Annotated in this window: 22 protein-coding genes; 8 read left to right on the forward strand and 14 right to left on the reverse strand. The window is 39.7% G+C overall.

Annotated elements, in window-relative coordinates; translation table 11 throughout:
• Nucleotides 1-20 precede the first annotated feature (20 nt).
• Nucleotides 21-764 (reverse strand): S1 family peptidase, encoded by a 744-nt coding sequence (locus tag ACRCA4_RS05255; protein ID WP_433185171.1) that lies wholly within the window; start codon nucleotides 762-764, stop codon nucleotides 21-23.
• 190 nt (nucleotides 765-954) lie between these two features.
• A complete protein-coding gene (locus tag ACRCA4_RS05260) occupies nucleotides 955-2001 on the reverse strand; it encodes a Leu/Phe/Val dehydrogenase (protein WP_433185173.1) in 1047 nt (348 codons plus the stop codon).
• A 239-nt stretch (nucleotides 2002-2240) separates the two neighbouring features.
• Here ACRCA4_RS05260 and ACRCA4_RS05265 point away from each other — a divergent pair, with 239 nt between their 5' ends.
• On the forward strand, nucleotides 2241-2675 hold the full coding sequence (locus tag ACRCA4_RS05265) for a DUF4826 family protein (RefSeq protein WP_433185176.1): 435 nt from the start codon (nucleotides 2241-2243) through the stop codon (nucleotides 2673-2675).
• Nucleotides 2676-2772: 97 nt separating this feature from the next.
• Here the strand turns inward: ACRCA4_RS05265 and ACRCA4_RS05270 are convergent, their stop codons facing one another.
• The 5 genes from ACRCA4_RS05270 to ACRCA4_RS05290 form a co-directional block, all read right to left on the reverse strand.
• Entirely contained in the window at nucleotides 2773-3927 is a 1155-nt protein-coding gene (locus ACRCA4_RS05270) for a JmjC domain-containing protein (RefSeq protein WP_433185179.1), read from the reverse strand.
• Between the two features lie 88 nt (nucleotides 3928-4015).
• Nucleotides 4016-5383: an adenylosuccinate lyase gene (gene purB, locus ACRCA4_RS05275; protein WP_433185181.1), complete on the reverse strand. Its 1368-nt coding sequence runs from the start codon at nucleotides 5381-5383 to the stop codon at nucleotides 4016-4018.
• A gap of 8 nt (nucleotides 5384-5391) precedes the next feature.
• On the reverse strand, nucleotides 5392-6030 hold the full coding sequence (gene hflD / locus ACRCA4_RS05280; RefSeq protein WP_433185184.1) for a high frequency lysogenization protein HflD: 639 nt from the start codon (nucleotides 6028-6030) through the stop codon (nucleotides 5392-5394).
• Entirely contained in the window at nucleotides 6030-7130 is a 1101-nt protein-coding gene (gene mnmA / locus ACRCA4_RS05285; protein ID WP_433185187.1) for a tRNA 2-thiouridine(34) synthase MnmA, read from the reverse strand. The genes hflD and mnmA overlap by 1 nt, the downstream gene beginning before the upstream one ends.
• Before the next feature lie 68 nt (nucleotides 7131-7198).
• The gene (locus ACRCA4_RS05290) at nucleotides 7199-7654 is read right to left on the reverse strand and encodes an NUDIX domain-containing protein (RefSeq protein WP_433185190.1); all 456 of its coding nucleotides are present in this window, start codon (nucleotides 7652-7654) and stop codon (nucleotides 7199-7201) included.
• 267 nt (nucleotides 7655-7921) lie between these two features.
• On the opposite strand from ACRCA4_RS05290, the gene ACRCA4_RS05295 reads away from it, so the two are divergent.
• Nucleotides 7922-10150: an NADP-dependent isocitrate dehydrogenase gene (locus tag ACRCA4_RS05295; RefSeq protein ID WP_433185193.1), complete on the forward strand. Its 2229-nt coding sequence runs from the start codon at nucleotides 7922-7924 to the stop codon at nucleotides 10148-10150.
• A 92-nt stretch (nucleotides 10151-10242) separates the two neighbouring features.
• On the opposite strand, the gene cspD is transcribed toward ACRCA4_RS05295, so the two are convergent.
• A complete protein-coding gene (gene cspD, locus ACRCA4_RS05300) occupies nucleotides 10243-10461 on the reverse strand; it encodes a cold shock domain-containing protein CspD (RefSeq protein ID WP_433185196.1) in 219 nt (72 codons plus the stop codon).
• 210 nt (nucleotides 10462-10671) lie between these two features.
• Here cspD and clpS point away from each other — a divergent pair, with 210 nt between their 5' ends.
• Nucleotides 10672-10992, forward strand: coding sequence for an ATP-dependent Clp protease adapter ClpS (gene clpS, locus ACRCA4_RS05305; protein ID WP_433185198.1), 321 nt, complete (start codon nucleotides 10672-10674; stop codon nucleotides 10990-10992).
• A 53-nt stretch (nucleotides 10993-11045) separates the two neighbouring features.
• A complete protein-coding gene (gene clpA / locus ACRCA4_RS05310; RefSeq protein ID WP_433185200.1) occupies nucleotides 11046-13313 on the forward strand; it encodes an ATP-dependent Clp protease ATP-binding subunit ClpA in 2268 nt (755 codons plus the stop codon).
• Nucleotides 13314-13397: 84 nt separating this feature from the next.
• Here clpA and infA read toward each other — a convergent pair whose 3' ends face one another.
• The 4 genes from infA to trxB form a co-directional block, all read right to left on the reverse strand.
• Nucleotides 13398-13616: a translation initiation factor IF-1 gene (infA, locus tag ACRCA4_RS05315; protein WP_313909338.1), complete on the reverse strand. Its 219-nt coding sequence runs from the start codon at nucleotides 13614-13616 to the stop codon at nucleotides 13398-13400.
• Nucleotides 13617-13711: 95 nt separating this feature from the next.
• Nucleotides 13712-14413 (reverse strand): arginyltransferase, encoded by a 702-nt coding sequence (locus ACRCA4_RS05320; protein WP_433185203.1) that lies wholly within the window; start codon nucleotides 14411-14413, stop codon nucleotides 13712-13714.
• Nucleotides 14413-15126, reverse strand: coding sequence for a leucyl/phenylalanyl-tRNA--protein transferase (gene aat, locus ACRCA4_RS05325; protein WP_433185206.1), 714 nt, complete (start codon nucleotides 15124-15126; stop codon nucleotides 14413-14415). The genes ACRCA4_RS05320 and aat overlap by 1 nt, the downstream gene beginning before the upstream one ends.
• Nucleotides 15127-15135: 9 nt before the next feature.
• Entirely contained in the window at nucleotides 15136-16092 is a 957-nt protein-coding gene (gene trxB / locus ACRCA4_RS05330; protein WP_433185208.1) for a thioredoxin-disulfide reductase, read from the reverse strand.
• A 235-nt stretch (nucleotides 16093-16327) separates the two neighbouring features.
• On the opposite strand from trxB, the gene ACRCA4_RS05335 reads away from it, so the two are divergent.
• Both ACRCA4_RS05335 and ACRCA4_RS05340 read left to right on the forward strand, forming a co-directional pair.
• Nucleotides 16328-17320: a sensor histidine kinase gene (locus tag ACRCA4_RS05335; protein WP_433185211.1), complete on the forward strand. Its 993-nt coding sequence runs from the start codon at nucleotides 16328-16330 to the stop codon at nucleotides 17318-17320.
• A gap of 188 nt (nucleotides 17321-17508) precedes the next feature.
• Nucleotides 17509-19104 carry a S8 family serine peptidase gene (locus tag ACRCA4_RS05340; protein WP_433185214.1) on the forward strand — a complete coding sequence of 532 codons (1596 nt, stop codon included), beginning with the start codon at nucleotides 17509-17511 and terminating at the stop codon, nucleotides 19102-19104.
• 49 nt (nucleotides 19105-19153) lie between these two features.
• On the opposite strand, the gene trhA is transcribed toward ACRCA4_RS05340, so the two are convergent.
• The gene (trhA, locus tag ACRCA4_RS05345; RefSeq protein ID WP_433185217.1) at nucleotides 19154-19795 is read right to left on the reverse strand and encodes a PAQR family membrane homeostasis protein TrhA; all 642 of its coding nucleotides are present in this window, start codon (nucleotides 19793-19795) and stop codon (nucleotides 19154-19156) included.
• Nucleotides 19796-19933: 138 nt separating this feature from the next.
• Between trhA and ACRCA4_RS05350 the strand changes: the two genes are divergently transcribed.
• Nucleotides 19934-21166: a glycosyltransferase gene (locus ACRCA4_RS05350; protein WP_433185220.1), complete on the forward strand. Its 1233-nt coding sequence runs from the start codon at nucleotides 19934-19936 to the stop codon at nucleotides 21164-21166.
• A 98-nt stretch (nucleotides 21167-21264) separates the two neighbouring features.
• Here ACRCA4_RS05350 and ACRCA4_RS05355 read toward each other — a convergent pair whose 3' ends face one another.
• Entirely contained in the window at nucleotides 21265-21840 is a 576-nt protein-coding gene (locus tag ACRCA4_RS05355) for a YceI family protein (RefSeq protein ID WP_433185223.1), read from the reverse strand.
• Nucleotides 21841-22014: 174 nt separating this feature from the next.
• Here ACRCA4_RS05355 and ACRCA4_RS05360 point away from each other — a divergent pair, with 174 nt between their 5' ends.
• Nucleotides 22015-23010 (forward strand): NAD(P)H-quinone oxidoreductase, encoded by a 996-nt coding sequence (locus ACRCA4_RS05360; protein WP_433185226.1) that lies wholly within the window; start codon nucleotides 22015-22017, stop codon nucleotides 23008-23010.
• The last annotated feature ends 43 nt before the right edge of the window (nucleotides 23011-23053 follow it).

Consider the following 23053-nt stretch of genomic DNA (forward strand, 5'->3'; position numbering starts at 1 on the left):
AAATACAGCTTACTTTTTATTTATTGTAAAAGCGCATGGAGAAATTTTACCGGAATAGCATAGCTGATATTACTAGGATCAGCTAAGACAGATTCTTTACTTGATTTCACAAATACCTTATTCACAATCCCGATTACTTTGCCAGTTTTAATATCGAACAGCGGGCTGCCGCTATTGCCAGGGTAGGCTGTAGCATCAAGTTGATAAAGTAAAAAAGGCGTTTTTAATTGCCGTAATGCGCGACTGTTAAGTGCTTTAGAGTTATCGGCCGGTATAGCAATAGGGGTAATAGCTGCAATAATGCCGGCATGGGTTGCGGGGTATAGACCTAAGACGGCTGTTATTGGGTAACCAATTAACGCGACTGAGCTGCCCTCAGGACTATAAGAGTTGTCGGCAAGATTAACGGTTGGTAAGGTTTCGCTAATTGATAGTACAGCGAGGTCATGTTTAATATCTGTTTTAGTGTCTAAGATAGAATGAACTTTAATTTCATTGCCATGCCCTGAAAGAACGACATAGTTTTCATTACGTGTTGTGCTTAGGCTGGCAGAGATAACATGATAATTAGTGACTATCTTTTTGCCATCAGCAATGACGAAACCGGTGCCTATCAAGCGGATCCTAGGTGAAGCAAGAGGATTGTAGATACCAATTGCCACAATAGCTGCTTTGTTATTGTTAACGAGCTGCACTAGATCTGCTTTTATTGTGGCACTATAAAAGAAACTTATAAGCAATAAGCTATAGAAAAGTTTTAACATAAATTAGACACTCCTTATCTAGATTATGATGTTGTTGTTTTATATTAGCGTAACTTAAACCAAATAGCTGTAATAAATATAATTTCAGCAAGACGTGAACGAGTGGTTAGGAAATAACTTAGACAGTAGAAAAAGAGAAAAAAACACCAGCATAATAACTAGCTGGTGTTTTAGTTAGCTATTTTATAAATTAAAGGTTACGGCCGCGGCTAATAATTTCTTGAGCCATCAAGTCGGCAACGGTACTTGTAGGTAACTCTTGTTCATCAGCTCGTTGGAAAAGGCTTAACAAGGTATCGTAAATTTCATTTACTTTAGCCGTTGATTCTTCAGCATTATAGCCTTCTGCCCGCATTTCAAAAGCTACATTAATAATACCACCGGCATTAATAACGTAATCAGGGGTATATAAAATGCCATTTTTTCTTAATACTTCACCATGACGCGCTTCTTTTAATTGGTTGTTAGCACAACCAGCAATAACTTTCGCTTTTAATTGCGGAATAGTCTCATCGTTAAGCGTTGCGCCTAAAGCGCAAGGTGAATAAATATCTGCATCAACAGCATAAATTTCATCTAAACCTACAGCGGTAGCACCAAATTGATCAACGGCGCGTTGTACGGCTTCTTGATTGATATCTGTAACAATAAGCTTAGCGCCTTCTTTATGAAGATGTTCACATAAGAAGAAACCTACGCTGCCTAAGCCTTGTACGGCAATAGTTTTGCCATTTAAATCGTCACTACCAAAAGCATGCTTAGCGGCAGCTTTAACACCACGGTAAGTACCTAAAGCAGTAAAAGGCGCTGGGTTACCACTTTTGCCTTCTAAACCAGCTACATAAGGCGTTTCTTTATGCACTTGCATAATGTCGCTAGTGGTAATGTTCACGTCTTCTGCACTGTAATAAGTGCCAGATAAGCGGTGTACCATACGACCAAAAGCACGGAATAACTCTTCTGACTTTATTTTTTTAGCATCACCTAAAATAACAGATTTGCCACCACCTAAAGGTAAACCGGCCATGGCATTTTTATATGTCATGCCACGAGATAAGCGTAATACATCGTTTAATGCCGCTTCATCTGACGCATAGTCCCATAAACGACAACCACCTACTGCTGGTCCTAAAGCTGTGCTATGTACTGCAATAATAGCTTTAAGACCGGTTTTAGCATCACTACAAAAAACAACTTGTTCATGATTATCGAACTCAGAATGATTAAATAATGCCACGACTGATTTCTCCGTTAATAATATAAGCGCATCGTTTAAGTAAACGATAAATAAACTGTCTGCCATCTAGGCAGAGTATTTTCTGCGGCGCAATGTAGCATTTCGTGGTCAATTTCACCACATTAGTTAGCAAAAATCTGTTGGACATCCTAGTTAATGAGATACAGGGATGATCAGGGCTTGATTGTGATTAAACTCTGCCCTAAAGTAACTGCAATTTAAATTTAGGAAGTTTTAAAATGAGCGAGCAGTTAACCCAAGAACAACAAGCAGAGATGGAGCAAGCCCGTGTTGAATGGGTGCGTACACATTATCAAAAAGCAAATGAATATTTAGCATCTAAAGGGATAGTGCCTGAGAATGTTTTTGTAAACGATAGTCGCTATTTACCCCCGTATTTCGCTGTGTGGAAAATTAATAATAAACAAAAACAGGTATTTTGGGTAATTAGTGGTGACTTACCAACGGATCATATGCCTTTTTCTACGGCAGAAAATGCGAAAGAAGCTGTACGCGCATTTTCTTTAAATTGGCAATTAAAAGCACAGCAAATTATAAATGCAGGCATTAATGATAAAACAAAGCACGACTTTGCTCAGTTATTAATTAGTCGAGCTGAAAGCTTATATCAGATGTACCAAGATGAGAAGCTTTGGCAAGCTGAGCCTGTTTAACGTGTAATTTTGTAATAAAAAAGCCAGTATTTAGTGGCTCTAAATACTGGCTTTTTAACGTTAAGGTGTTTGATATATCTATTTTCGCTAAATTTAGCTATTCGCTAAAATACCAATAGCCTTGGTTAATAAGCTGAGTCAGTAATTGTAGCCGTGAATCAGATTGTGAAAATAGCAGATTATCTTCAACACTTAAATGATCTTGATCAGTTAACAGTTTAACGGTGCTTAATTCGTTGGCAGGAATTACCACTTTATCACCATTAATAAATAATAAAATATCACTATTAGGTGTGGCTTGATAATAGCAACAGCGTAAGCCGCCTACACGGGTTAATACAGAGCCTTCTTCAATATATTCAGCAATTTCTTCTGGCGAATAGTGAGGGTCGGGTTGGTTAATATCTAGCTCATGCTTAGCTTGGCTTATCATTTCACCAAACCAGTGTGGTAATAGGTTGTCATCGTTAGCCATGGCTGTAACCAATTGTTTTACTTGCTTTATATCCGCAACAGTAATTTCACCTATAGAGTTAGCTACAGCGCGGTTTTTATCAGTAAAACGTTCACCGCTTAAGTTTTGATCAAGCAAGTGATCAGCAAAACCATTAATTAAATCTTTTTGCGATGGAGCCCTAAAACCCACAGAGTAATTTAGGCTGTTTTCAACACTGATGCCTTCATGCGGACAACCTGGTGGAATATAGAGTATATCGCCAGGCTCGGTAATAACATTGATACAGTCTGTAAAGGGCGTCACTTGTAATAAGCGCGGGTGAGGGCAGTGCTGCTCTAGGCTAGAGTCTGGCATACCGACACGCCAGTGGCGCTTACCTTCCCCTTGGATAATAAAAACATCGTATTGATCTAAGTGAGGACCAACACCGCCACCTGGGGTGGAAAAGCTTACCATTAAATCATCAATTCGCCAGTTAGGAATAAAGCGAAACGGATCTAATAACTTAGCAGCTTCAGGATGCCAATGATCGACAGCTTGAACCAGTAAAGTCCAATTGTCTTCACCAAAGCTGTCATATTCCGTAAAAGGGCCGCTATGTAATTGCCAGTCATTGTTTTTATTGCTAACAATTCGTGACTCTATTTCTTCTTCTAATGCTAAGCCTGCTAATTCATCAGCGGTTAGTGGATCAGCAAATTGGTTAAAGCCGGCTTTAATTAAAACGGGCTTTTGTTGCCAGTAATGTTGCAAAAACTCGCTAATGCTAAGCTCGCCCCAGTTCAGTGTGTACATGGTTACTCCTGAAATATGCTCTGATAAAAAAGGCGCTAATATTTTAGCGCCTAGTCTATCTTATAAAGATAATGCGATTATAAACGACTTATAACGTTTCAGTTATACTAACCGCAGCGCCAATATAATTAGCTGGTGTTAGTTGTTTTAATTGCTGCTTTGCTGTGTCAGGTAAGTCTAAGTTATCAATAAACTTATGCAAGTCAGCTGAGGTAATACGTTTGCCTCGGGTTAACTCTTTTAATTTTTCGTAAGGTTTTTCTATCCCATATTTACGCATAACGGTTTGCACAGGCTCGGCAAGCAATTCCCAGTTTTGATCTAATTCAGCAAGTAAGTTCGCTGCATTCACTTCTAGTTTGCTAATGCCTTTTAAAGTAGCTTGATAGGCAATAAGTGTATAACCAAAACCCATGCCTAAATTACGCAATACCGTTGAGTCGGTTAAATCACGCTGCCAGCGTGAAACCGGTAACTTTGCCGATAAATGATTAAATAACGCATTTGCGATACCTAAGTTACCTTCTGAGTTTTCAAAATCAATTGGATTAACTTTATGCGGCATAGTCGATGAACCTATTTCGCCAGCAATAGTCCGTTGCTTAAAGTGACCTAATGCAATGTAACCCCAAATATCGCGATCAAAATCAATTAAAATGGTGTTAAAACGGGCAACGGCATCAAAAAGTTCAGCAATATAATCGTGCGGTTCAATTTGGGTAGTAAACGGATTCCAAGTTAAGCCTAAGCTAGTAACAAACTGCTCAGATAACTGATGCCAGTTTAGGTTAGGATAAGCTGAGATATGGGCATTATAGTTACCTACTGCACCATTAATTTTACCTAGAACCTCAACGGCAGCTATTTGATCACGCTGACGCTTTAAGCGCATATAAACGTTAGCCATCTCTTTACCCATAGTGGTAGGTGAGGCTGGTTGACCATGCGTTCTTGCCATCATGGGCACATTTTTATGCTCATTGGCTAGCTGTTTAATGGCCTCTAGTAAAGCATCACATTGGGGTAATAACACACTGCGACGGGCTTCGTTAAGCATTAAACCATGAGATAAATTATTAATATCTTCTGAAGTACAAGCAAAGTGGATAAATTCATTTAGAGCGGCTAACTCTGCATTATCGGCAACTTTTTCTTTTAATAAATATTCAACCGCTTTTACGTCATGATTGGTTGTCGCTTCAATATCTTTAACGCGCTGAGCATCTTCTAGGCTAAAGTTAGCAACAATGTTGTCTAATAACTCATTGGCACTTGCTGATAAACTAGGTACTTCATCGATACCGTTAGTGGCGGCTAAAAACTGTAACCAGCGAACCTCTACAGTGACACGGTATTTGATTAGACCAAATTCGCTAAAATACTGACGTAAATCAGCTGTTTTGCTGCCATAACGCCCATCTACTGGGGATATGGCGGTAAGTGCGTTAAGTTGCATGACGGCTCCTATATGCTCAAAGGGGACAGCTGGGCTAAAGCCTGTTTAGCTTCTGCAACCAGCTTGCGGCGTTTAAATATAAAGTGTAAGCGACTGCCTCCGGCTTGACGCCATAAAACAGCTGCACGAATAGCGGCTAACAACAAAGCGCGAACTTTATGTTGTACATTATTTTGCTTTAATAGTTCGGGTTGACCATAAATTTGGATCCTAGCACCCATACTGCTGATACAGTTACTATAAATATCCGCTAAGTTAGCGATGACATTATCATCGGTGACAGCGAAATGTTGTAACTGGCGCTCTAGATGTTGCAGCTTATTGGCTAATAAACTCATTTGCTTTGGCTTATTATGTAATTTGCGCTCTAGTGCTAACACACCGACTAAATATCGAGTTAGTTCAACATCTTTTTTCGGTTCATCACCTAATTGATCAATAACTAGCTTTAGGCCTATTTTTAAATTTTCTAAATCACCACCGTAAATATCTAGTGGGGTTGCGGCATCTAATTTGGCGATGCTACTAAGGCAGACCTCAAGCTCATGCTGCTTATTGGTATTGCTACGCGCGCTATGCTGCACCAACTTAGCGGCCTGACATAAAGCAGCAAGAGCTATAACTTGATTCTGAAGAGACTTTTCCATTAGTTTATTGCTACATCAATAATGCCGCCACCGAGACAAACTTCATCAAGATAAAATACTGCAGATTGTCCGGGAGTAACGGCTTTCTGTGGAGTGTCGAACATAACGGTGACATCACCATTTTCTTGCGGAATTAACGTGCAGCCAATATCTTGTTGTCTGTAACGTGTTTTAACACTGCACTTTAACTCTGTTTTTGGGCCTTGGCGATCGGTCCAATGTAATTGTTTGGCAGTTAAGCCGCGTGAAAACATACGAGGGTGGTCATGACCTTGGGCAACAATTAACTGATTTTTCACTAGATCTTTATTTATGACATACCAAGGATCTTCACCGCCGTCGCGTAAGCCGCCAATGCGTAAACCTTTACGTTGGCCTAGCGTGTGGTACATCAATCCATCATGTTGGCCAATGACAGCGCCATCAACGCTGACTATTTCACCCGGTTGTGCTGGTAAGTATTGTTGTAAAAAATCTTTAAATTTGCGCTCCCCAATAAAGCAGATACCGGTACTGTCTTTTTTATCATGTGTGATGAGCCCTTGCTGCTCGGCAATGGCTCTTACTTCTGGTTTATCTAATTCACCGACAGGAAATAGAGTTTGGCTTATATGTTGCTCGCCAAGGGTATATAAAAAATAACTCTGATCTTTATTGTTGTCTAAGCCGCGCAATAGCTGCCAGTGACCATCAACAAAACGACGACGTACATAGTGGCCTGTGGCAATAAAATCGGCTTGTAGAGCCTCAGCTGCAAACTCTAAAAAAGCTTTAAATTTAATTTCTTTGTTGCACATTATATCTGGGTTTGGCGTGCGGCCAGCTTTGTATTCGTCTAGGAAATACTCAAAAACATTGTCCCAGTATTCTGCAGCAAAGTTCACTTTATGCAGTACAATACCCAACTTATCGCAGACCTCTTGGGCATCCGCCATATCTTCAGCGGCAGCACAATACTCATCATTATCATCTTCTTCCCAGTTTTTCATAAACAGGCCTTCTACTTTATAGCCTTGCTGGATAAGTAAATAAGCTGATACTGATGAATCAACCCCGCCGGACATGCCGACAATGACTTTCTTACTGCTGTTTTCTGCCATTACACCGTACTTTTAGCTAGTTAAAATCTCGGCGCGCATTATAGCACTCTTTTTGCTTGCAAAACACGTTATCTCGTCGGCTGAATTAGATTTAACGGCAGACGTACGCCTTGTTGAAATAAATGGATAGCATCGAGGACTAATTGGCTGCGCACGGTTAAGCCTGAATCTAAGAGTTCTTGCTCTGTAAACCAGTGCAATGCAAGAATGTCTGGATCTTGGGGCTGGTAATGCATTGGTAAGCGTTTAGGTTCAAAAATAAAGTTAACTCTAACATAGCGGTGATTATTTTGGGCGTGCAGCTGTGAGATGCCTAACCAATAGCTTGGGCTAAGTGCTAGTCCTGTTTCTTCTAACAGTTCACGGCAAACTGCACTGATTAAATCTTCATTTTCTTCAACATGGCCAGCTGGTTGATTGGCTACCCTTAATTGACTTTGTTTATCAATTTCCTCTACGAAGAGAAATTGATTCTTATAATGAACAATGGCGGCAACGGTAAGATGTAACTGACTTCTACTCATAATAACATCATCTTAATTTATTAAATAAATACAACTATATAAGCGTAAATTAGCGAGGTAAGCTTAGCCCAGTCGCATTGCTTAAGCTACTGTAAACTATTTTATTAAATGCCATGCTGCTATACTACGGCCGCTTTGCAACAAATGCGTTTAAAACATCAACATCGCTCACGGATTAGCGCAAGCTACTAGACCCAGCACTTGTTGCCACTAGCACTTGTTACTAATAGTAGAGCAGATGATCGCGAACACATTACAGGAATAAACATGTCAAACAAAATTGCAAAAATTATTTATACTGAGACAGATGAAGCGCCAGCGTTGGCGACTTATTCTTTTTTACCTATAGTTCAAGCTTTTGCTTCTGCAGCAAGCATTGAAGTTGAAACCCGTGATATTTCACTTTCTGGACGTATTATTGCTGTTTTTCCAGATTATTTAACGCCTGAACAACAAATATCTGATGCCTTAGCCGAATTAGGTGAATTAGCTAAACAACCTGAAGCTAATATTATTAAGTTGCCTAATATCAGTGCGTCTACGCCACAGTTAAATGCTGCAATTAAAGAATTACAGCAAAAGGGCTATGCGTTACCGAATTACCCTGTTGAGCCGAAAAATGACGAAGAGCGTGATATTAAAGCGCGTTACGATAAAGTTAAAGGCAGTGCAGTAAACCCTGTTTTACGTGAAGGTAACTCTGATCGTCGTGCGCCAGCCTCTGTTAAGCAATATGCGCGTAAGAACCCACATAGTATGGGTGCATGGTCTAGCGACTCTCTTTCTCATGTAGCTCATATGACCGACGGTGACTTTTATAGTAGCGAGCAGTCAGCAACTTTAGATAAAGATGATACTTTAAAAATTCAGCTAGTTGCTAAAGATGGTAGCGTTACGGTATTAAAACCAGAATTAAAAGTATTAGCAGGTGAAATTGTCGATGCGGCTACAATGAGCAAAGCGGCATTATGTGCGTTCTACGACAAGCAAATTGCCGAAGCTAAACAACAAGACGTTTTATTATCATTGCACTTAAAAGCGACAATGATGAAAGTGTCAGATCCTATTATGTTTGGCCATGCGGTTATTACTTTCTTTAAACCTGTTTTTGATAAGCATGCGTCTTTATTCGCCGAGCTAGGTGTTGACGTTAAAAATGGTGCTGGTGATATTTACAGCAAAATTGCTACTTTACCGCAAGCTAAGCAAGATGAAATTATTGCTGATTTAAAAGCTTGTTATGCTAATCAACCTGAATTAGCGATGGTTAATTCAGATAAAGGTATTACTAATTTACATGTACCTAGTGATGTAATTATTGATGCCTCTATGCCAGCGATGATCCGTAGCTCAGGTAAAATGTGGGATACAACCGGTAATTTAAAAGATACTAAGGCAATGATCCCTGATCGTTGTTACGCCGGTGTGTACCAAGAAACCATTAACTTCTGTAAAAAGCACGGTGCTTTTGATCCTAAAACCATGGGCTCAGTGCCTAATGTGGGCTTAATGGCGCAAAAAGCAGAAGAATATGGTTCGCATGACAAAACCTTTGAAATTGCCACAGCCGGTGTTGTTCAAGTACTAAATAGCCAAGGCGAAACTGTTTTTGAACATCCAGTAGAGCAGGGCGATATTTGGCGTATGTGCCAAGCTAAAGATGCACCAATCCGTGATTGGGTAAAATTAGCGGTTAATCGTGCTCGTTTAAGCAATACTCCTGCGGTATTCTGGTTAGATGAAAATCGTGCACACGATCGTCAGTTAATGGCTAAAGTAAATACTTATTTAAAAGAGCATGATACTAGCGGCTTAGACATTCAAATTATGTCACCTGTTGAGGCGACACGTTTCTCGTTAGCACGTATTAAAGATGGCTTAGATACAATTTCTGTAACAGGTAACGTACTACGTGATTACTTAACCGATTTATTCCCAATTTTAGAGCTAGGCACTAGTGCTAAAATGTTATCGGTGGTACCACTGATGAATGGCGGTGGTTTATTTGAAACCGGTGCAGGCGGCTCTGCTCCTAAACACGTTGAACAGTTCTTAAAAGAAAACTATTTACGTTGGGATTCATTAGGTGAGTTTTTAGCTTTAGCGGCATCGTTAGAACACTTAAGCTTAGCCACAGATAATAGCAAAGCAAAAGTATTAGCCGATGCATTAGATCAAGCTACTGCGAAATTCTTAGATAATGACAAATCACCACGTCGTAAGTTAGGTGAATTAGATAACCGTGGCAGCCACTTCTATTTAGCCATGTACTGGGCTGAAGCCTTAGCGGCCCAAACAGCGGATGCGGAGTTACAAACTCGCTTTACTAAATTAGCACAAACTTTAAGTCAGCAAGAAGCAACAATTGTTGCTGAGTTAAATGGTGTTCAAGGTAAGCAAGTTGATATTAACGGTTACTACCGCCCAGAAAGTCGTTTAATCTCTACGGCTATGCGCCCAAGCGAAACCTTAAACACAGCTTTAGCAGCGTTATAAGTTAAGCTTAACCTTATAGAGTTAGATAAAAAGCAGGCCTTTAGCCTGCTTTTTTATTTTGTTGTTCGCTATTTACACTTAGCTATTATGCTTTACTCAACCAGATCGTCAGGAAGTTTAATATTTACAGCGTGCAACCCTTTGGGGCCATCTGATAAATCAAACTCAACGTCTTGGCCCGCCTTTAGTGTACGATAGCCATCCATACTTATGGTAGAATAATGGGCGAAAATATCTTCGTCACGTCCATCTTCACGAATAAACCCAAACCCTTTGGCATTATTGAACCATTTCACTTTTCCGGTAGCCATACAACTTACTTCCTTCTCTAAGTTAGCTAATTTCTGTATTCTATATAAATATTCTGTATTCTAGTTAACTGGTGGAGGGAAATGCGTCACCTCCACTAACTACTGTAGATAATTTACGCAAACAGTCAAGTTGTTTGCAAAAATAAACTTAAAATTAACCAAGTATTAACTTTAACTCTTTGCTGGATGACGCAGGTATGGCTATAGTTTATGAATAGTAATAAAGATTTTGATGAACAAGATGTTGGTTTAGAGGAATTAACTCGGCAACAACTTGAACCACCACCAATGTATCGGGTTGTATTGCATAATGATGATTACACCCCAATGGATTTTGTAATAGATGTATTAAGCCGTTTCTTTAACTTGCAATACGAGCAAGCGACTGAAATTATGCTTAAGGTGCATCATGAAGGGAAAGGCATTTGCGGCACTTTTACCGCAGAAATAGCTGAGACCAAAGTTCAGCAGGTGATGCAGTATGCTAAAGAGCATCAGCATCCTTTACTTTGTACGATGGAGCGCGCTTAAGTTCAGACTTAGCATGATCTAATATTGTTACTCAGGTAGTTGAGGAGTTGTCTATGTTGAATAAAGATCTTGAGTTGACGCTGAACCTGGCTTTTAGGTTTGCCCGTGAGCGTCGGCACGAGTATATGACAGTAGAGCATCTATTGTTAGCATTGCTGGATAACCCAGCAGCAGGAGAAGCGCTTAACTCTTGTGGTGTAAATATTGAAAAATTGCGCGCAGAATTAGCTAGTTTTATAGATTCAACCACACCCGTTCTACCCGAGGGCGAGTTAGAACGTGATACACAACCTACATTAGGTTTTCAGCGAGTATTACAACGGGCGGTATTTCATGTTCAGTCTTCAGGAAAAGTAGAAGTTACCGGAGCAAATGTTTTAGTAGCAATTTTTAGTGAGCAAGAATCACAAGCAGTCTATTTATTGAAAAAAATTGATATTAGTCGCTTAGATGTAGTTAATTTCATTTCACATGGTGTCGCTAAAATAGAGAAGTTAGATCAACATGATAACCTTGATCAAGACGATGCAACTGAAACCACAGCAGATGACAGCAAGCATTTAGAGAATTTCACAGCTAACTTAAATGTTTTGGCGACAAATGGAGAAATAGATCCATTAATTGGTCGCGATAAAGAAGTAGAGCGCGCAGTGCAAGTGCTGTGTCGTCGTAAGAAAAATAACCCGCTGTTAGTGGGTGAGGCCGGAGTGGGTAAGACAGCTATTGCTGAAGGCCTAGCTTATCGAATTGTAAAAAATGAGGTGCCAGAGGTTATTGCAAATGCCACTATTTATTCATTAGATATGGGCGCCTTATTAGCAGGGACTAAATATAGAGGTGATTTTGAGAAGCGGCTTAAAGCGTTATTAAAAGAAGTACAACGCGAAAAAGATGCCATTTTGTTTATAGATGAAATTCATACCATTATTGGGGCGGGAGCAGCCTCTGGCGGCGTAATGGATGCGTCTAATTTAATTAAACCACTGCTTTCTAGTGGTAAGTTACGTTGTATCGGCTCTACTACCTATCAAGAATTTAAATCTGTTTTTGAAAAAGACACTGCGTTAGTACGTCGTTTTCAAAAAATTGACATTCCTGAGCCTACAGTAGAAGAAACAACGCAAATATTGTTAGGTTTAAAAGATCGCTATGAGCAACATCATGGCATTAGCTATACAACAAAAGCCATACGCGCAGCTGCTGAGTTATCTGCTAAATATATTAATGACAGACATTTGCCTGATAAGGCTATTGATGTAATTGATGAGGCCGGTGCAAGTCAGCGCTTATTACCTGAAGAGCAACGAAGTAAGGTAATTGATGTTGCTGAAATAGAACATGTGATTGCCAAAATGGCCCGTATACCTGAGAAGTCAGTTTCGGCATCTGATACTGATGTTTTAGCTAATTTAGATCGTAATTTAAAAATGGTTGTGTTTGGTCAGGATGAGCCTATTGAAGTATTAACTTCGGCTATTCGCTTATCTCGCTCAGGCCTTGGCAATGAAGAAAAACCTATAGGTAACTTCTTATTTGCCGGCCCAACAGGCGTAGGTAAAACAGAGGTTACCAAGCAATTAGCCAAAGTGTTAGGTGTAGAGCTTTTACGCTTTGACATGTCTGAATACATGGAGCGTCATGCAATAAGCCGGTTAATTGGTGCGCCACCAGGCTATGTCGGTTTTGATCAAGGAGGCTTGTTAACTGATGCTGTTTCTAAACATCCTTATTCAGTCGTGTTATTGGATGAAATAGAAAAAGCCCATAGCGATATTTATAATATTCTATTGCAAGTGATGGACCACGGTACTTTAACCGATAATAATGGCCGAAAAATTGATTTTAGAAATGTAGTGTTAGTTATGACGACAAATGCGGGCGTACAAGAGACTGTACGTAAGTCTATTGGCTTTAAACAGCAAGATAATAGTCATGATGCGCTTAGTGAAATTAATCGCACTTTCAGCCCTGAGTTTAGAAACCGGTTAGATGGTATTATTTGGTTTCAGCATTTATCTGAAGATATTATATTGCAGATTGTTGATAAGTTTATCTGTGACTTACAAGTTCAGTTAGATAAGAAACAAGTAACACTTGAGATTGGCGCTAAAGCAAGAAAATGGTTAGCAGATAAAGGTTACGACAAAGCGATGGGGGCAAGACCGATGTCGCGCGTAATCCAAGAGCACTTGAAGAAACCGCTAGCGAATGAAATTTTATTTGGTCAATTAGTTCAAGGCGGTGAGGTTACGGTCGAGTTAGTTGATGATATTTTACATTTTGATTATCAAGTGACTAATGAGCCGGCATTAACCGACTAAATATTTACACTATACAAAACTAAAACCCGGTTTAGGCCGGGTTTATTTTATTATTCCATGTAGCTAAAACAGAACTAAAACAAATTAACGTTGGCGGAAAACAATTCGGCCTTTTGTTAAGTCGTATGGAGTAAGTTCTACTGTCACTTTATCGCCTGTTAAAATCCGAATATAGTTTTTACGCATTTTTCCAGAAATATGTGCGGTAACAACATGGCCGTTTTCCAGTTCAACTTTGAACATGGTATTTGGCAGGGTATCCAAAATGGTACCTTGCATTTCAATAACGTCTTCTTTCGCCATTCAGCGCATTTGCCTCTTTAAATTGGTTGGATCATAAAAAAATCTGCGCAGATTGTGCCGAAATTGACGGCATAAGTAAAGTCTGAAGCGCTTTTTTAGGCAAATGAATGCCATTGTCCCTGAATAAACCGCTGTTGTGGCTTAAAATTCGCTTTATAGTCCATTTTTTCGCAACCATCTACATTGTAGCCAAGGTACAGCCAAAGCTTATTTTCTAGCCTAGTTATTTCTGCTAAATTTATGATAGCTAATTTACCCGGCGAAAATAGACTAACTTGCGGATCATAAAAGGTGTAAACAGCAGAAAGCCCTTTGGGTAAAACATCCACTATAGTGACACTGGCTAATTTATTATTATAGTACTGTTCTAAAAAACAGACCGCTAGCCAGTTGCACTCTAACATGCTGTTTAAGTCGTCCATTGATGCTGGGTACATAGTACTTTGCTGGTGTTTAAAGCCGATATAAGCTTGATAAAGCGCAAAGTAGGGCGCACTTGGTGCGGTAACAAATTTATAGTGCCAGCCAGCTTTTTGAGCTTTGTTTCTAACTCTGCGTTGACTCGCGCTAAGCGCTAGCTGGCGCGGATCGATGCGAACTGATTGACACCCATCACAAGCTGCACACCAAGGACGATATAACTGTTGATGGCTGCGGCGAAAATTTGTATCAATTAGCTGTTGATAGACTTCTGGTGAGAGAGGGCTGTCAGCTAGAGTAAAAGCGAGCCTTTGTTGTTGCTCTGTTAAATAACTACAAGGGCTTTGCTGGGTTAAACCTAACTGTAACGGTTCCATTAAAGATCCAAAGTGAGCATTTGAGTCAGCCAACAGTTTGAGCTTATTCTTTGTTCAGTATGTTGCTTAAGTAGTTCTATATAATTAGGCCTAGCAATAGTGCTAGCACCCATTTGGGTTAGAAATGGATTTGGAATTTGACAGTCTATCCAGCCAGAGCTGTATTGTTGCAGGTGTTTCTGCAAAGCAATTAAAGCGAATTTTGCCATATTAGGTGCTAAATTAAACATAGACTCACCACAAAATAAGCCGCCAACCATAACGCCATATAAACCACCTGCTAGGTTATTCTCTTGCCATACCTCTAAGCTATGGGCATGGCCTAATTGATGTAAGCGGTAATAGGCTTGTTGAATATCAGACAAGATCCAAGTTTCAGCTTGCTTAGCTCTGGGTGCAGCACAATGTTGGATCACTTGTTTAAAGCATTGATTAACGCTGAACTGTAAAGGGTATTTGTTGAGTTGCTTTTTTAAACTACGATTTAAGGTTAAAGTATTAGGAGCAAAGATGGCACGTATCGATGGGCTCCACCAAAGGATGGGCTCGCCTTCACTAAACCAAGGGAATATGCCTTGAGAATAGGCGCTAATTAGCCGTTGTGCAGATAAGTCTCCGCCCATGGCTAATAGGCCATCAGGCGCCTCAAGCGCCTGCTCTAAAGGCGGAAACTGAATATCCGCTTCCGCCAAAACGGGTAAATAGAGGGTCAATCTAGATACTTACTTAGCAAGGCCATCTAAGTAGCGCTCTGCATCTAGTGCAGCCATACAACCTGTGCCTGCTGAAGTAATAGCCTGACGATAGATATGATCAGAAACATCACCAGCGGCAAAAACACCTGGTACACTGGTCTGCGTCGCATTACCATCAGAGCCACTTTGAACTTGTAAATAGCCGCCATTCATGTCTAACTGGCCTGCAAAGATATCGGTATTTGGTTTATGGCCAATTGCAATAAAGACACCTTGCAATGCAAGCTCTTCATCAGCTTCGCCTTGAGTAGATTTAAGACGGACACCGGTTACGCCACTGTCATCACCTAATACTTCGTCTAATTGACGGTGGGTATGTAAAATAATGTTGCCGTTTTTTACTTTTTCCATTAAACGGTCAACTAAGATTTTTTCAGCCTTAAAGCTATCACGGCGGTGAACAAGGTGAACTTCCGCTGCAATATTAGATAAATATAAAGCTTCTTCAACAGCAGTATTACCGCCACCTACGACAGCAACTTTTTGATTACGATAGAAAAAACCATCACAAGTTGCACAAGCTGAGACACCGCGGCCACTAAATTCTTCTTCGGAAGGTAAACCAAGATATTTGGCTGATGCACCAGTACAAATAATTAAAGCATCACAGCTATAAACGCTATTATCACCAGTCAGTATAAAAGGGCGCTGTTTTAAATCTACAGTGTGAATATGATCAAAAACAATTTCAGTATCAAAGGCTTCAGCATGTTTTAACATTCTGTCCATTAAGGCTGGGCCCGTTAAACCATGAGCATCACCTGGCCAATTTTCAACATCAGTGGTTGTTGTTAACTGGCCACCTTGCTGCATACCCGTAATAAGTACAGGTTTAAGGTTAGCACGTGCCGCATAGACAGCTGCGGTATAACCGGCTGGGCCTGAGCCTAAAATAAGTAGCCGATTGTGTTTGATATCTGACATTTATTACTCCAAAAACTGCATTAACAATATTAATGGAGCCGATTCTAAAAGAATGCAAGCAAGAGTGAAAGACTTAGGCTAGATTTAACCTAATACAGGCTGTAAAGAGTATTATTAATGGTTTTTAGGTTGAATATTAACTAGCGTATCGTTAGTGCAGCAATAATGTTTGTTAAGGAGGGAGCTTGCACATAGCACAGAATATATTCTCAGCAAGTAAGACCGGATGTTTAGTATGACTGTTTCTTGGTGGCAACAAATTAACTTTTTCTATTTTATAACGACCAGCTTGCTGGTTGTAATTATCTTGTTGAGTGTGTTGTTATACTTTAAATATAAACAAGTTCAATGGGTTAAATCTCAGCTGACAGAGGCTATTGATGCTAAGGCTAAATCTCAATTAGTGCTAGAAACCCGTGTTGCAGAGCGAACGCATTCTTTACAAGAAAGTTCAATGACCTTGTCTTTACGCAGTAAACAACTTGAAAAAAGCTTAACAGCACTAGCGATAAAGAATGAAGAGTTAAAGCGTTTAGATAAATTAAAGGATGAGTTTATTGCAACGGTTAGTCATGAATTAAGAACACCATTAACCGCTATTAGAGGCTCTATTGGCTTAATAGCGCAAGAGGTGATTAAGCCAAACTCTGTAGCTTATAAAAATTTAGTTAATACCGCGCAAGATAGTAGTGAGCGCCTAGCTAAATTAATTAACGACTTACTAGATTTACAAAAATTTGCCGCAGGTACCTTTAGCCTAGATTGTACTAAATTTGATTTATATGAATTGGCTAAACAATCTATCTATACACTGCAACCTTATGCTGCTCGATATGCAGTTAAATTAATTTTTAATACGCTAAACGATAAACCAATATTTGTTTATGCTGATAATTTCCGGATCCAACAGGTGATGGATAACTTAGTCTCTAATGCTATAAAGTTTTCACCAGAGCAAAGTGAGGTGAGAGTCGATTTACTAATTACCGCGGATAAAGTTACTTTTAAAGTAACAGACTTTGGCATCGGCATTCCTAATAAATTTAAAGCAAATTTATTCCAAAATTTCTATCAAGTAGATAGTTCTAATAGTCGAGCTAAAGAGGGAACAGGGTTAGGTTTAGCAATTTGTAAAAAAATAATTGAAAACCATCAAGGTGAAATCGGTTTTGAATCTGAATCTGATCAAGGTAGTCAGTTCTGGTTTAAATTGCCATTAGCAACATAAATACCTGATTTAGAAAATATCCGTTCCTATTATCACTATTAATTTTCTTATATCGGGAAAGTCATATGTTTGTAATGAATTTATAAGGTAAATGTAATTGAATGTTACCCAAGATAGCGGCTATGTTGATTCGGCGCAGGATGCTTAGAATTACAAATGGACGATAATAACAAATCAAGGGTACTATAATGAAAAAATCAACAGCCTTTATTGCTGCAGCTTCTTCTGTATTTGCATTAAGCTTAACCGCAAGTGCAGTCGCAGATAGTTTAACTGTATTAACACCAACGCCAATAGCATCAGATGACTTAATTGTTGCAAAAGGTGAGCAACGTTACATTGTTAAGTTTAAAACTAATGAGCAAGTTGCAAGCCTCAATGTAAATGAAGCTGCTTCTGATGAGGTTTCAGCCGCTGCATTTACTCAACGCGCGCAGCAAGTTTTAGGGCAGCATAATATCCAAGCATTAAAGCAACTGCCATCAGTACAAGCGAGCGTTGTAAAATTATCGCCACGTCAATATAAAAAGTTAGCTTTAGATGCGAACGTTGAATATGTTGAGCTAGATCAAAAGCGTTATTTGATGGATGTACCATCACCGATGGCACAAAGCACGCCTTACGGTATTTCTATGGTGCAAGCTAATTTAGTTAGCGATAGCAGCGCGGGTAACACGGGTGTTTGTATTATCGACACTGGTTATCAGTCAAACCATACTGATTTACAAAGCTCAGGCACTAGCGGTTACGCGTTTTCTGGCCATGGCAATTGGTATTCAGATGGCAATGGTCATGGTACGCATGTTGCCGGAACTATGGTTGCCTTAGATAATAATACTGGTGTTGTTGGTGTTATTGGCTCAGGTCAAGCAAATGTCCATATAGTTAAAATATTCAATGATCAAGGTAACTGGACTTATGCTTCAGACTTAGTAGACGCTATTCAGTCGTGTAAGAATGCTGATTCTAAAGTTGTTAATATGAGTTTAGGTGGCGGTTCGGCTACTCAAACTGAAAGAAACGCGATGGACAGTTTCTATAATAGCGGTATGTTATTAGTTGCTGCTGCAGGTAATGGCGGTAATACTTCGTTATCTTACCCAGCTTCATATGATGCCGTTATTTCAGTTGCTGCGGTTAACTCTAGTGGTAATTTAGCAAGTTTCTCACAACGTAACTCACAAGTTGAAATTTCAGGACCTGGTGTCAGTGTTAGTTCAACATGGAACAATGGTGGCTATAACAGCATCAGTGGCACTTCTATGGCCTCACCTCATGTAGCGGGTGTTGCTGCGTTAGTGTGGAGTAACCACCCTCAATGTACAGCTCCACAAATACGTAGCGCACTTAATGCAACTGCGCAAGACCGTGGTACTAGCGGTCGTGATAACTCCTATGGTTGGGGTATTGTAAAAGCGAAAGACGCACATGATTATTTAACTAATAATGGTTGTAGTGGTGATGACGGTGGCAGTAATCCGCCTCCAACAAATGGCGCCACTTTCCCTAACTTATCAGCAAGTACTGGTCAGTGGCTGCGTGGCAGTTATCAAATACCATCAGGTGTCTCTTCTATTACTTTCAAAACAACAGGTGGTACAGGTGATGCTGATTTATATGTTCGTTATGGCTCAGCGCCAACAACCACCTCTTACACATGTCGCCCGTATCGTTACGGTAATGAAGAAGTTTGTACTATTTCAAACCCACAAGCGGGAACATGGCACGTTGGTGTTCGTGCATACCAAAGCTTTAGCGGTGTAACCTTTAGCTACCAGTATTAATTGATTAGTAAATACTAAAGTAATAAAGCAGGCTGAATTTCAGCCTGCTTTAGTTTAAAACGTAAAAATAAACTGCCGCAAAATGAAAAGCACTGCCAGCTAGTACAAAAAGATGCCAAATAAAATGATGCATATACATTTTCTTTGCCGCATAAAAAATAACCCCGAAGGTGTAACTTAAGCCACCTGCAAGTAAAAGCCATAAGCCAGCAACCGGGATACTTTCAAGCATAGGTTTAACGGCAAAGATAACTAACCATCCCATACCTAGGTATAAAGCCAGTGATAATTTCTTATATTTCAATCCAGATGCTAGTTCAATAATGACGCCAACTAGAGCAATTGCCCAAATCACAATAAACAATAATAGGCCAACATCGTCGTGCAGGCTAATAAGGGTAAAAGGGGTATAAGTACCGGCAATAAGAATAAAAATTGCAGCATGGTCAAGTTGGCGCAGCCGAGTTTTACGCTGGATGTTTTTACTGCCATGGTATAATGCTGAACTACTATACATTAACACTAGGCTTGAGCCATAAATAACACTGCTAATTATATAAAGGCTATCTGGGTTAACACTGGTTACCTTTAGCATTAAAAACAAAGCTGCAAGGCTTAAAATTGCCCCTATTGCATGGCTTAGGGTATGAAACAGCTCTTCAGTGCTGCTATAAGGTGTTGGCATCGACATAATTTACATTTTTGTGTTGAGATACTGTAGCTTATCATGCCATGACTACACTTGGCTGTCATGTTTAGCTTAGTTATCTTAGCTATTATTTAGCTCTAAGAATCGTTAACATAGATCCATTTTGTTAGGAATGATGTTGTGCCTCTATTAGTTATCATCGGTTATGTCTGGCCTGAGCCTAAATCATCTGCGGCAGGCTATCGCATGCTTAGTATTATTGAGTTATTTCTAGGCCAAGGCTGGCAGGTTGTTTTTGCCAGCGCTGCAGAAAAGTCTTTGCATCGAGCAGACTTACCAGCGTTAGGTGTAGCAGAAAAACAGATTTTATTAAATGATGATAGTTTTGATAACTGGCTAAGTTCACTTAATGTTAATGCCGTCATGTTTGACCGCTTTATGCTTGAAGAGCAATTTGGTTGGCGAGTTGAACAAGCATGTCCAGAAGCATTGCGTATTTTAGATATGGAGGATATGCACTCTCTTAGAGATGCCCGGCATAAGGCTTATAAAGCTGAACGTAAGTTAACGAAAACCGATTTAAATTCAGATATTGCTGTACGAGAAATCGCCGCTATTTATCGCTGTGATATCACATTGGTTATTTCAGAGTATGAAATGCAGCTATTGCAACATCATTTCTTAGTGCCTAAAGCGTTGTTATGTTATTGCCCCTTCTTTGTAGACACCGAACAAATACAAGCGTTTAGTCGCTTTGAGCAAAGACAACACTTTGTGGCAATAGGCAACTTCCGCCATGCACCTAATTGGCAAGCTGTTCTATGGCTAAAACAGAGCATTTGGCCATTGATCCGCAAACAGTTACCTCTTAGTCATTTATATATATATGGCGCTTATCCTCCGCCTAAAGCAACAGCCTTGCATAATCCCCAACAAGGCTTTTATGTTAAAGGCTGGGCCGATGACGTAGGCCAAGTAATGCAGCAAGCCAAAGTGTGTTTAGCACCATTAGCTTTTGGTGCCGGTTTAAAGGGCAAGCTACTCGATGCCATGCAGTATGGTACGCCTAGTGTTACTACAGATATTGGTGCTGAGGGGATGACTATCGCACAGGAGACATGGGCTGGCTTAATTGCAAATACCAGTGAGCAAATAGCTAATGGGGCTGTTAAATTATATCAAGATGAAAAACTATGGCAGCAAGCTCAGCAGCAGGGAATGCGGATATTACAGCAGAAGTTTTCAGCCATTAAGCATCATAGTGATATATGGCAGCAACTCGATAGTATTAGAAATAACTTAGCTGGGCATAGAGCAAAAAACTTTACCGGGATCATGCTGCAACATCATGCCTATCGCAGCACAAAGTTTATGGGCCAGTGGATTGAGGCTAAAAATAAGCTTAATACTTAGCTATTTAAGCTATTTTAAATAGGTTTATTAGATCCGCAACTATAAAGAAGCCTACAACAGCTTTATAGTTAAAACTACATGCTGTTGTAGGCTAGTATTTAAATTTGAGTTTGAAAGTTAACACTAAAGGTTACAGGAACCATTTTGCTAATAGAATTTAATTTCGCTAATTCTTGAAGCTTATCAACACCCGCGGTTAACTTAGCGGCATCAACATTAAGCATTACTGGCGATTCAGTTGTTGCTTGAATAGAGGTCGCATTTATTTTAAGTACGCGAATATTAGCCATTACAGTTAAGGTTTCACCAGCAATATTTAGTGCTAAAGGAACCGTTATTTTTGTTGATTTACCGATGGTCAATGAGTCAATTATTGCTGGCTTAATATCAGCGGTTGCCGTAACTTGACTATATTCTTTAGCTTTTAAAACAAAGTCTAAAACGCGTTGGTTACGAATAGGGATATGAGTTTCTAAACTGGTTACTGGAATAGTAACATTTACTGTGCCTTGTTCAGACCAAGTACCCGAGAGGTTGTTAAATTGATGCGCTTCAGCAACCGTTGAATTTTTAACTGAAATAAAATTGAGGCTAGATTGCTCAGGGTTTAGTTGCCAGCTAGTTGCAGATGCAAAAAAGCTCGTTGCGGCCAAAAAGATAAGTAGGCTTTTCATTCGGTTCTCCAAGAAAATTGATCATTAAGCTTATAAAGAATAAGCCATAAATACTAGTGTAAACTTTGCTACAACAAATAGAAAATAAACTCAATAATTAAGTTATGATACGATTATATCGTATTAAGCTAGTAATGAGTTTTATAGTTAAAAGTCAGTTGTAGGAGCATTTAAGTGACTATCCCAACCAAGATGCAAGCCATTATAGTGAAAGAGCCAGGTAAAAATAGCCAGCTTACAGTTGATATTTTAGCTATGCCAATAGCGAATAGGGAGCAATTACTTATTAAGGTGGCAGCAGCTGGGATAAATAGAGCTGATTTAGTGCAACGACAAGGGTTTTATCCGCCGCCAAAAGGTGAGAGTGACATTCTAGGTTTAGAGGTAGCAGGTGTTGTTGTAGCGGCGCCAGATAACTTGCAGCATTGGCTAGGTAAAAAGGTTTTTGGTATTGTGCCAGGTGGCGGCTATGCAGAGTATGCACTGTTGCATCATCAACACGCGATGTTAGTACCTGAAGGCTTTTCTATGAGCCAAGCTGCGGCTGTGGCTGAGGTGTTTTTAACGGCTTACCAATTATTATTTTTACATGGCCAACTTCAAGCCGAGCAAAAAGTACTTATTCATGCAGGCGCCAGTGGTGTTGGCACTGCTGCTATTCAGCTGGCTAAATATGTTGGAGCTAAGGTTGCGGTTACGGCAAGTAATGAAGAGAAACTAACTTTATGTAAGCAGTTAGGTGCAGATGTTACGATTAATTATAAGCAAGAGCCGTTTGAGCTGGCGCTAACTAAACACTGGCCGGATGGTGCGGATTTAATTTTAGATCCAGTAGCCGGAGATTATATCCAACGAGATGTTTCTGTTTTAGCTTTAGATGGAAAAATTGTTATTTATGCCATGATGGGAGGTCGAAAACTACCTGAGCTAGACTTAGCTCCCTTACTTAAACAGCGAGGCCATATTATTTGCTCAACATTACGTAACCGCTCTGATGAATATAAAGCAGACTTAACAGCAAGGTTCATTTCGCAGTGTGGTGATGCTTTAAAAGAAGGGATCTTAAAACCAATTGTTTTTGAGCAATTTCATTGGCATGACGCAGCTAAAGCGCATCAATTAATGGTTTCAAATCAAACACAAGGCAAATTGATTTTAAACTTTGATTAATGTAGACATCTTAAAATAATTCTGTAGTTTTATTAAAAGTTAT

The sequence above is a fragment of the Rheinheimera sp. WS51 genome, assembly GCF_050936095.1.
In the GTDB taxonomy this organism is placed as follows: Bacteria; Pseudomonadota; Gammaproteobacteria; order Enterobacterales; family Alteromonadaceae; genus Alishewanella.

Coding starts and splice junctions, on each gene's coding strand:
- ACRCA4_RS05340 (WP_433185214.1), top strand. CDS start 17,509: ATGAAAAAATCAACAGCCTTTATTGCTGCAGCTTCTTCTGTATTTGCA.
- ACRCA4_RS05255 (WP_433185171.1), bottom strand. CDS start 764: ATGTTAAAACTTTTCTATAGCTTATTGCTTATAAGTTTCTTTTATAGT.
- ACRCA4_RS05265 (WP_433185176.1), top strand. CDS start 2,241: ATGAGCGAGCAGTTAACCCAAGAACAACAAGCAGAGATGGAGCAAGCC.
- infA (WP_313909338.1), bottom strand. CDS start 13,616: ATGGCGAAAGAAGACGTTATTGAAATGCAAGGTACCATTTTGGATACC.
- ACRCA4_RS05295 (WP_433185193.1), top strand. CDS start 7,922: ATGTCAAACAAAATTGCAAAAATTATTTATACTGAGACAGATGAAGCG.
- ACRCA4_RS05320 (WP_433185203.1), bottom strand. CDS start 14,413: ATGGAACCGTTACAGTTAGGTTTAACCCAGCAAAGCCCTTGTAGTTAT.
- trxB (WP_433185208.1), bottom strand. CDS start 16,092: ATGTCAGATATCAAACACAATCGGCTACTTATTTTAGGCTCAGGCCCA.
- cspD (WP_433185196.1), bottom strand. CDS start 10,461: ATGGCTACCGGAAAAGTGAAATGGTTCAATAATGCCAAAGGGTTTGGG.
- ACRCA4_RS05335 (WP_433185211.1), top strand. CDS start 16,328: ATGACTGTTTCTTGGTGGCAACAAATTAACTTTTTCTATTTTATAACG.
- clpA (WP_433185200.1), top strand. CDS start 11,046: ATGTTGAATAAAGATCTTGAGTTGACGCTGAACCTGGCTTTTAGGTTT.
- ACRCA4_RS05290 (WP_433185190.1), bottom strand. CDS start 7,654: ATGAGTAGAAGTCAGTTACATCTTACCGTTGCCGCCATTGTTCATTAT.
- hflD (WP_433185184.1), bottom strand. CDS start 6,030: ATGGAAAAGTCTCTTCAGAATCAAGTTATAGCTCTTGCTGCTTTATGT.
- purB (WP_433185181.1), bottom strand. CDS start 5,383: ATGCAACTTAACGCACTTACCGCCATATCCCCAGTAGATGGGCGTTAT.
- ACRCA4_RS05355 (WP_433185223.1), bottom strand. CDS start 21,840: ATGAAAAGCCTACTTATCTTTTTGGCCGCAACGAGCTTTTTTGCATCT.
- ACRCA4_RS05270 (WP_433185179.1), bottom strand. CDS start 3,927: ATGTACACACTGAACTGGGGCGAGCTTAGCATTAGCGAGTTTTTGCAA.
- clpS (WP_433185198.1), top strand. CDS start 10,672: ATGAATAGTAATAAAGATTTTGATGAACAAGATGTTGGTTTAGAGGAA.
- mnmA (WP_433185187.1), bottom strand. CDS start 7,130: ATGGCAGAAAACAGCAGTAAGAAAGTCATTGTCGGCATGTCCGGCGGG.
- trhA (WP_433185217.1), bottom strand. CDS start 19,795: ATGTCGATGCCAACACCTTATAGCAGCACTGAAGAGCTGTTTCATACC.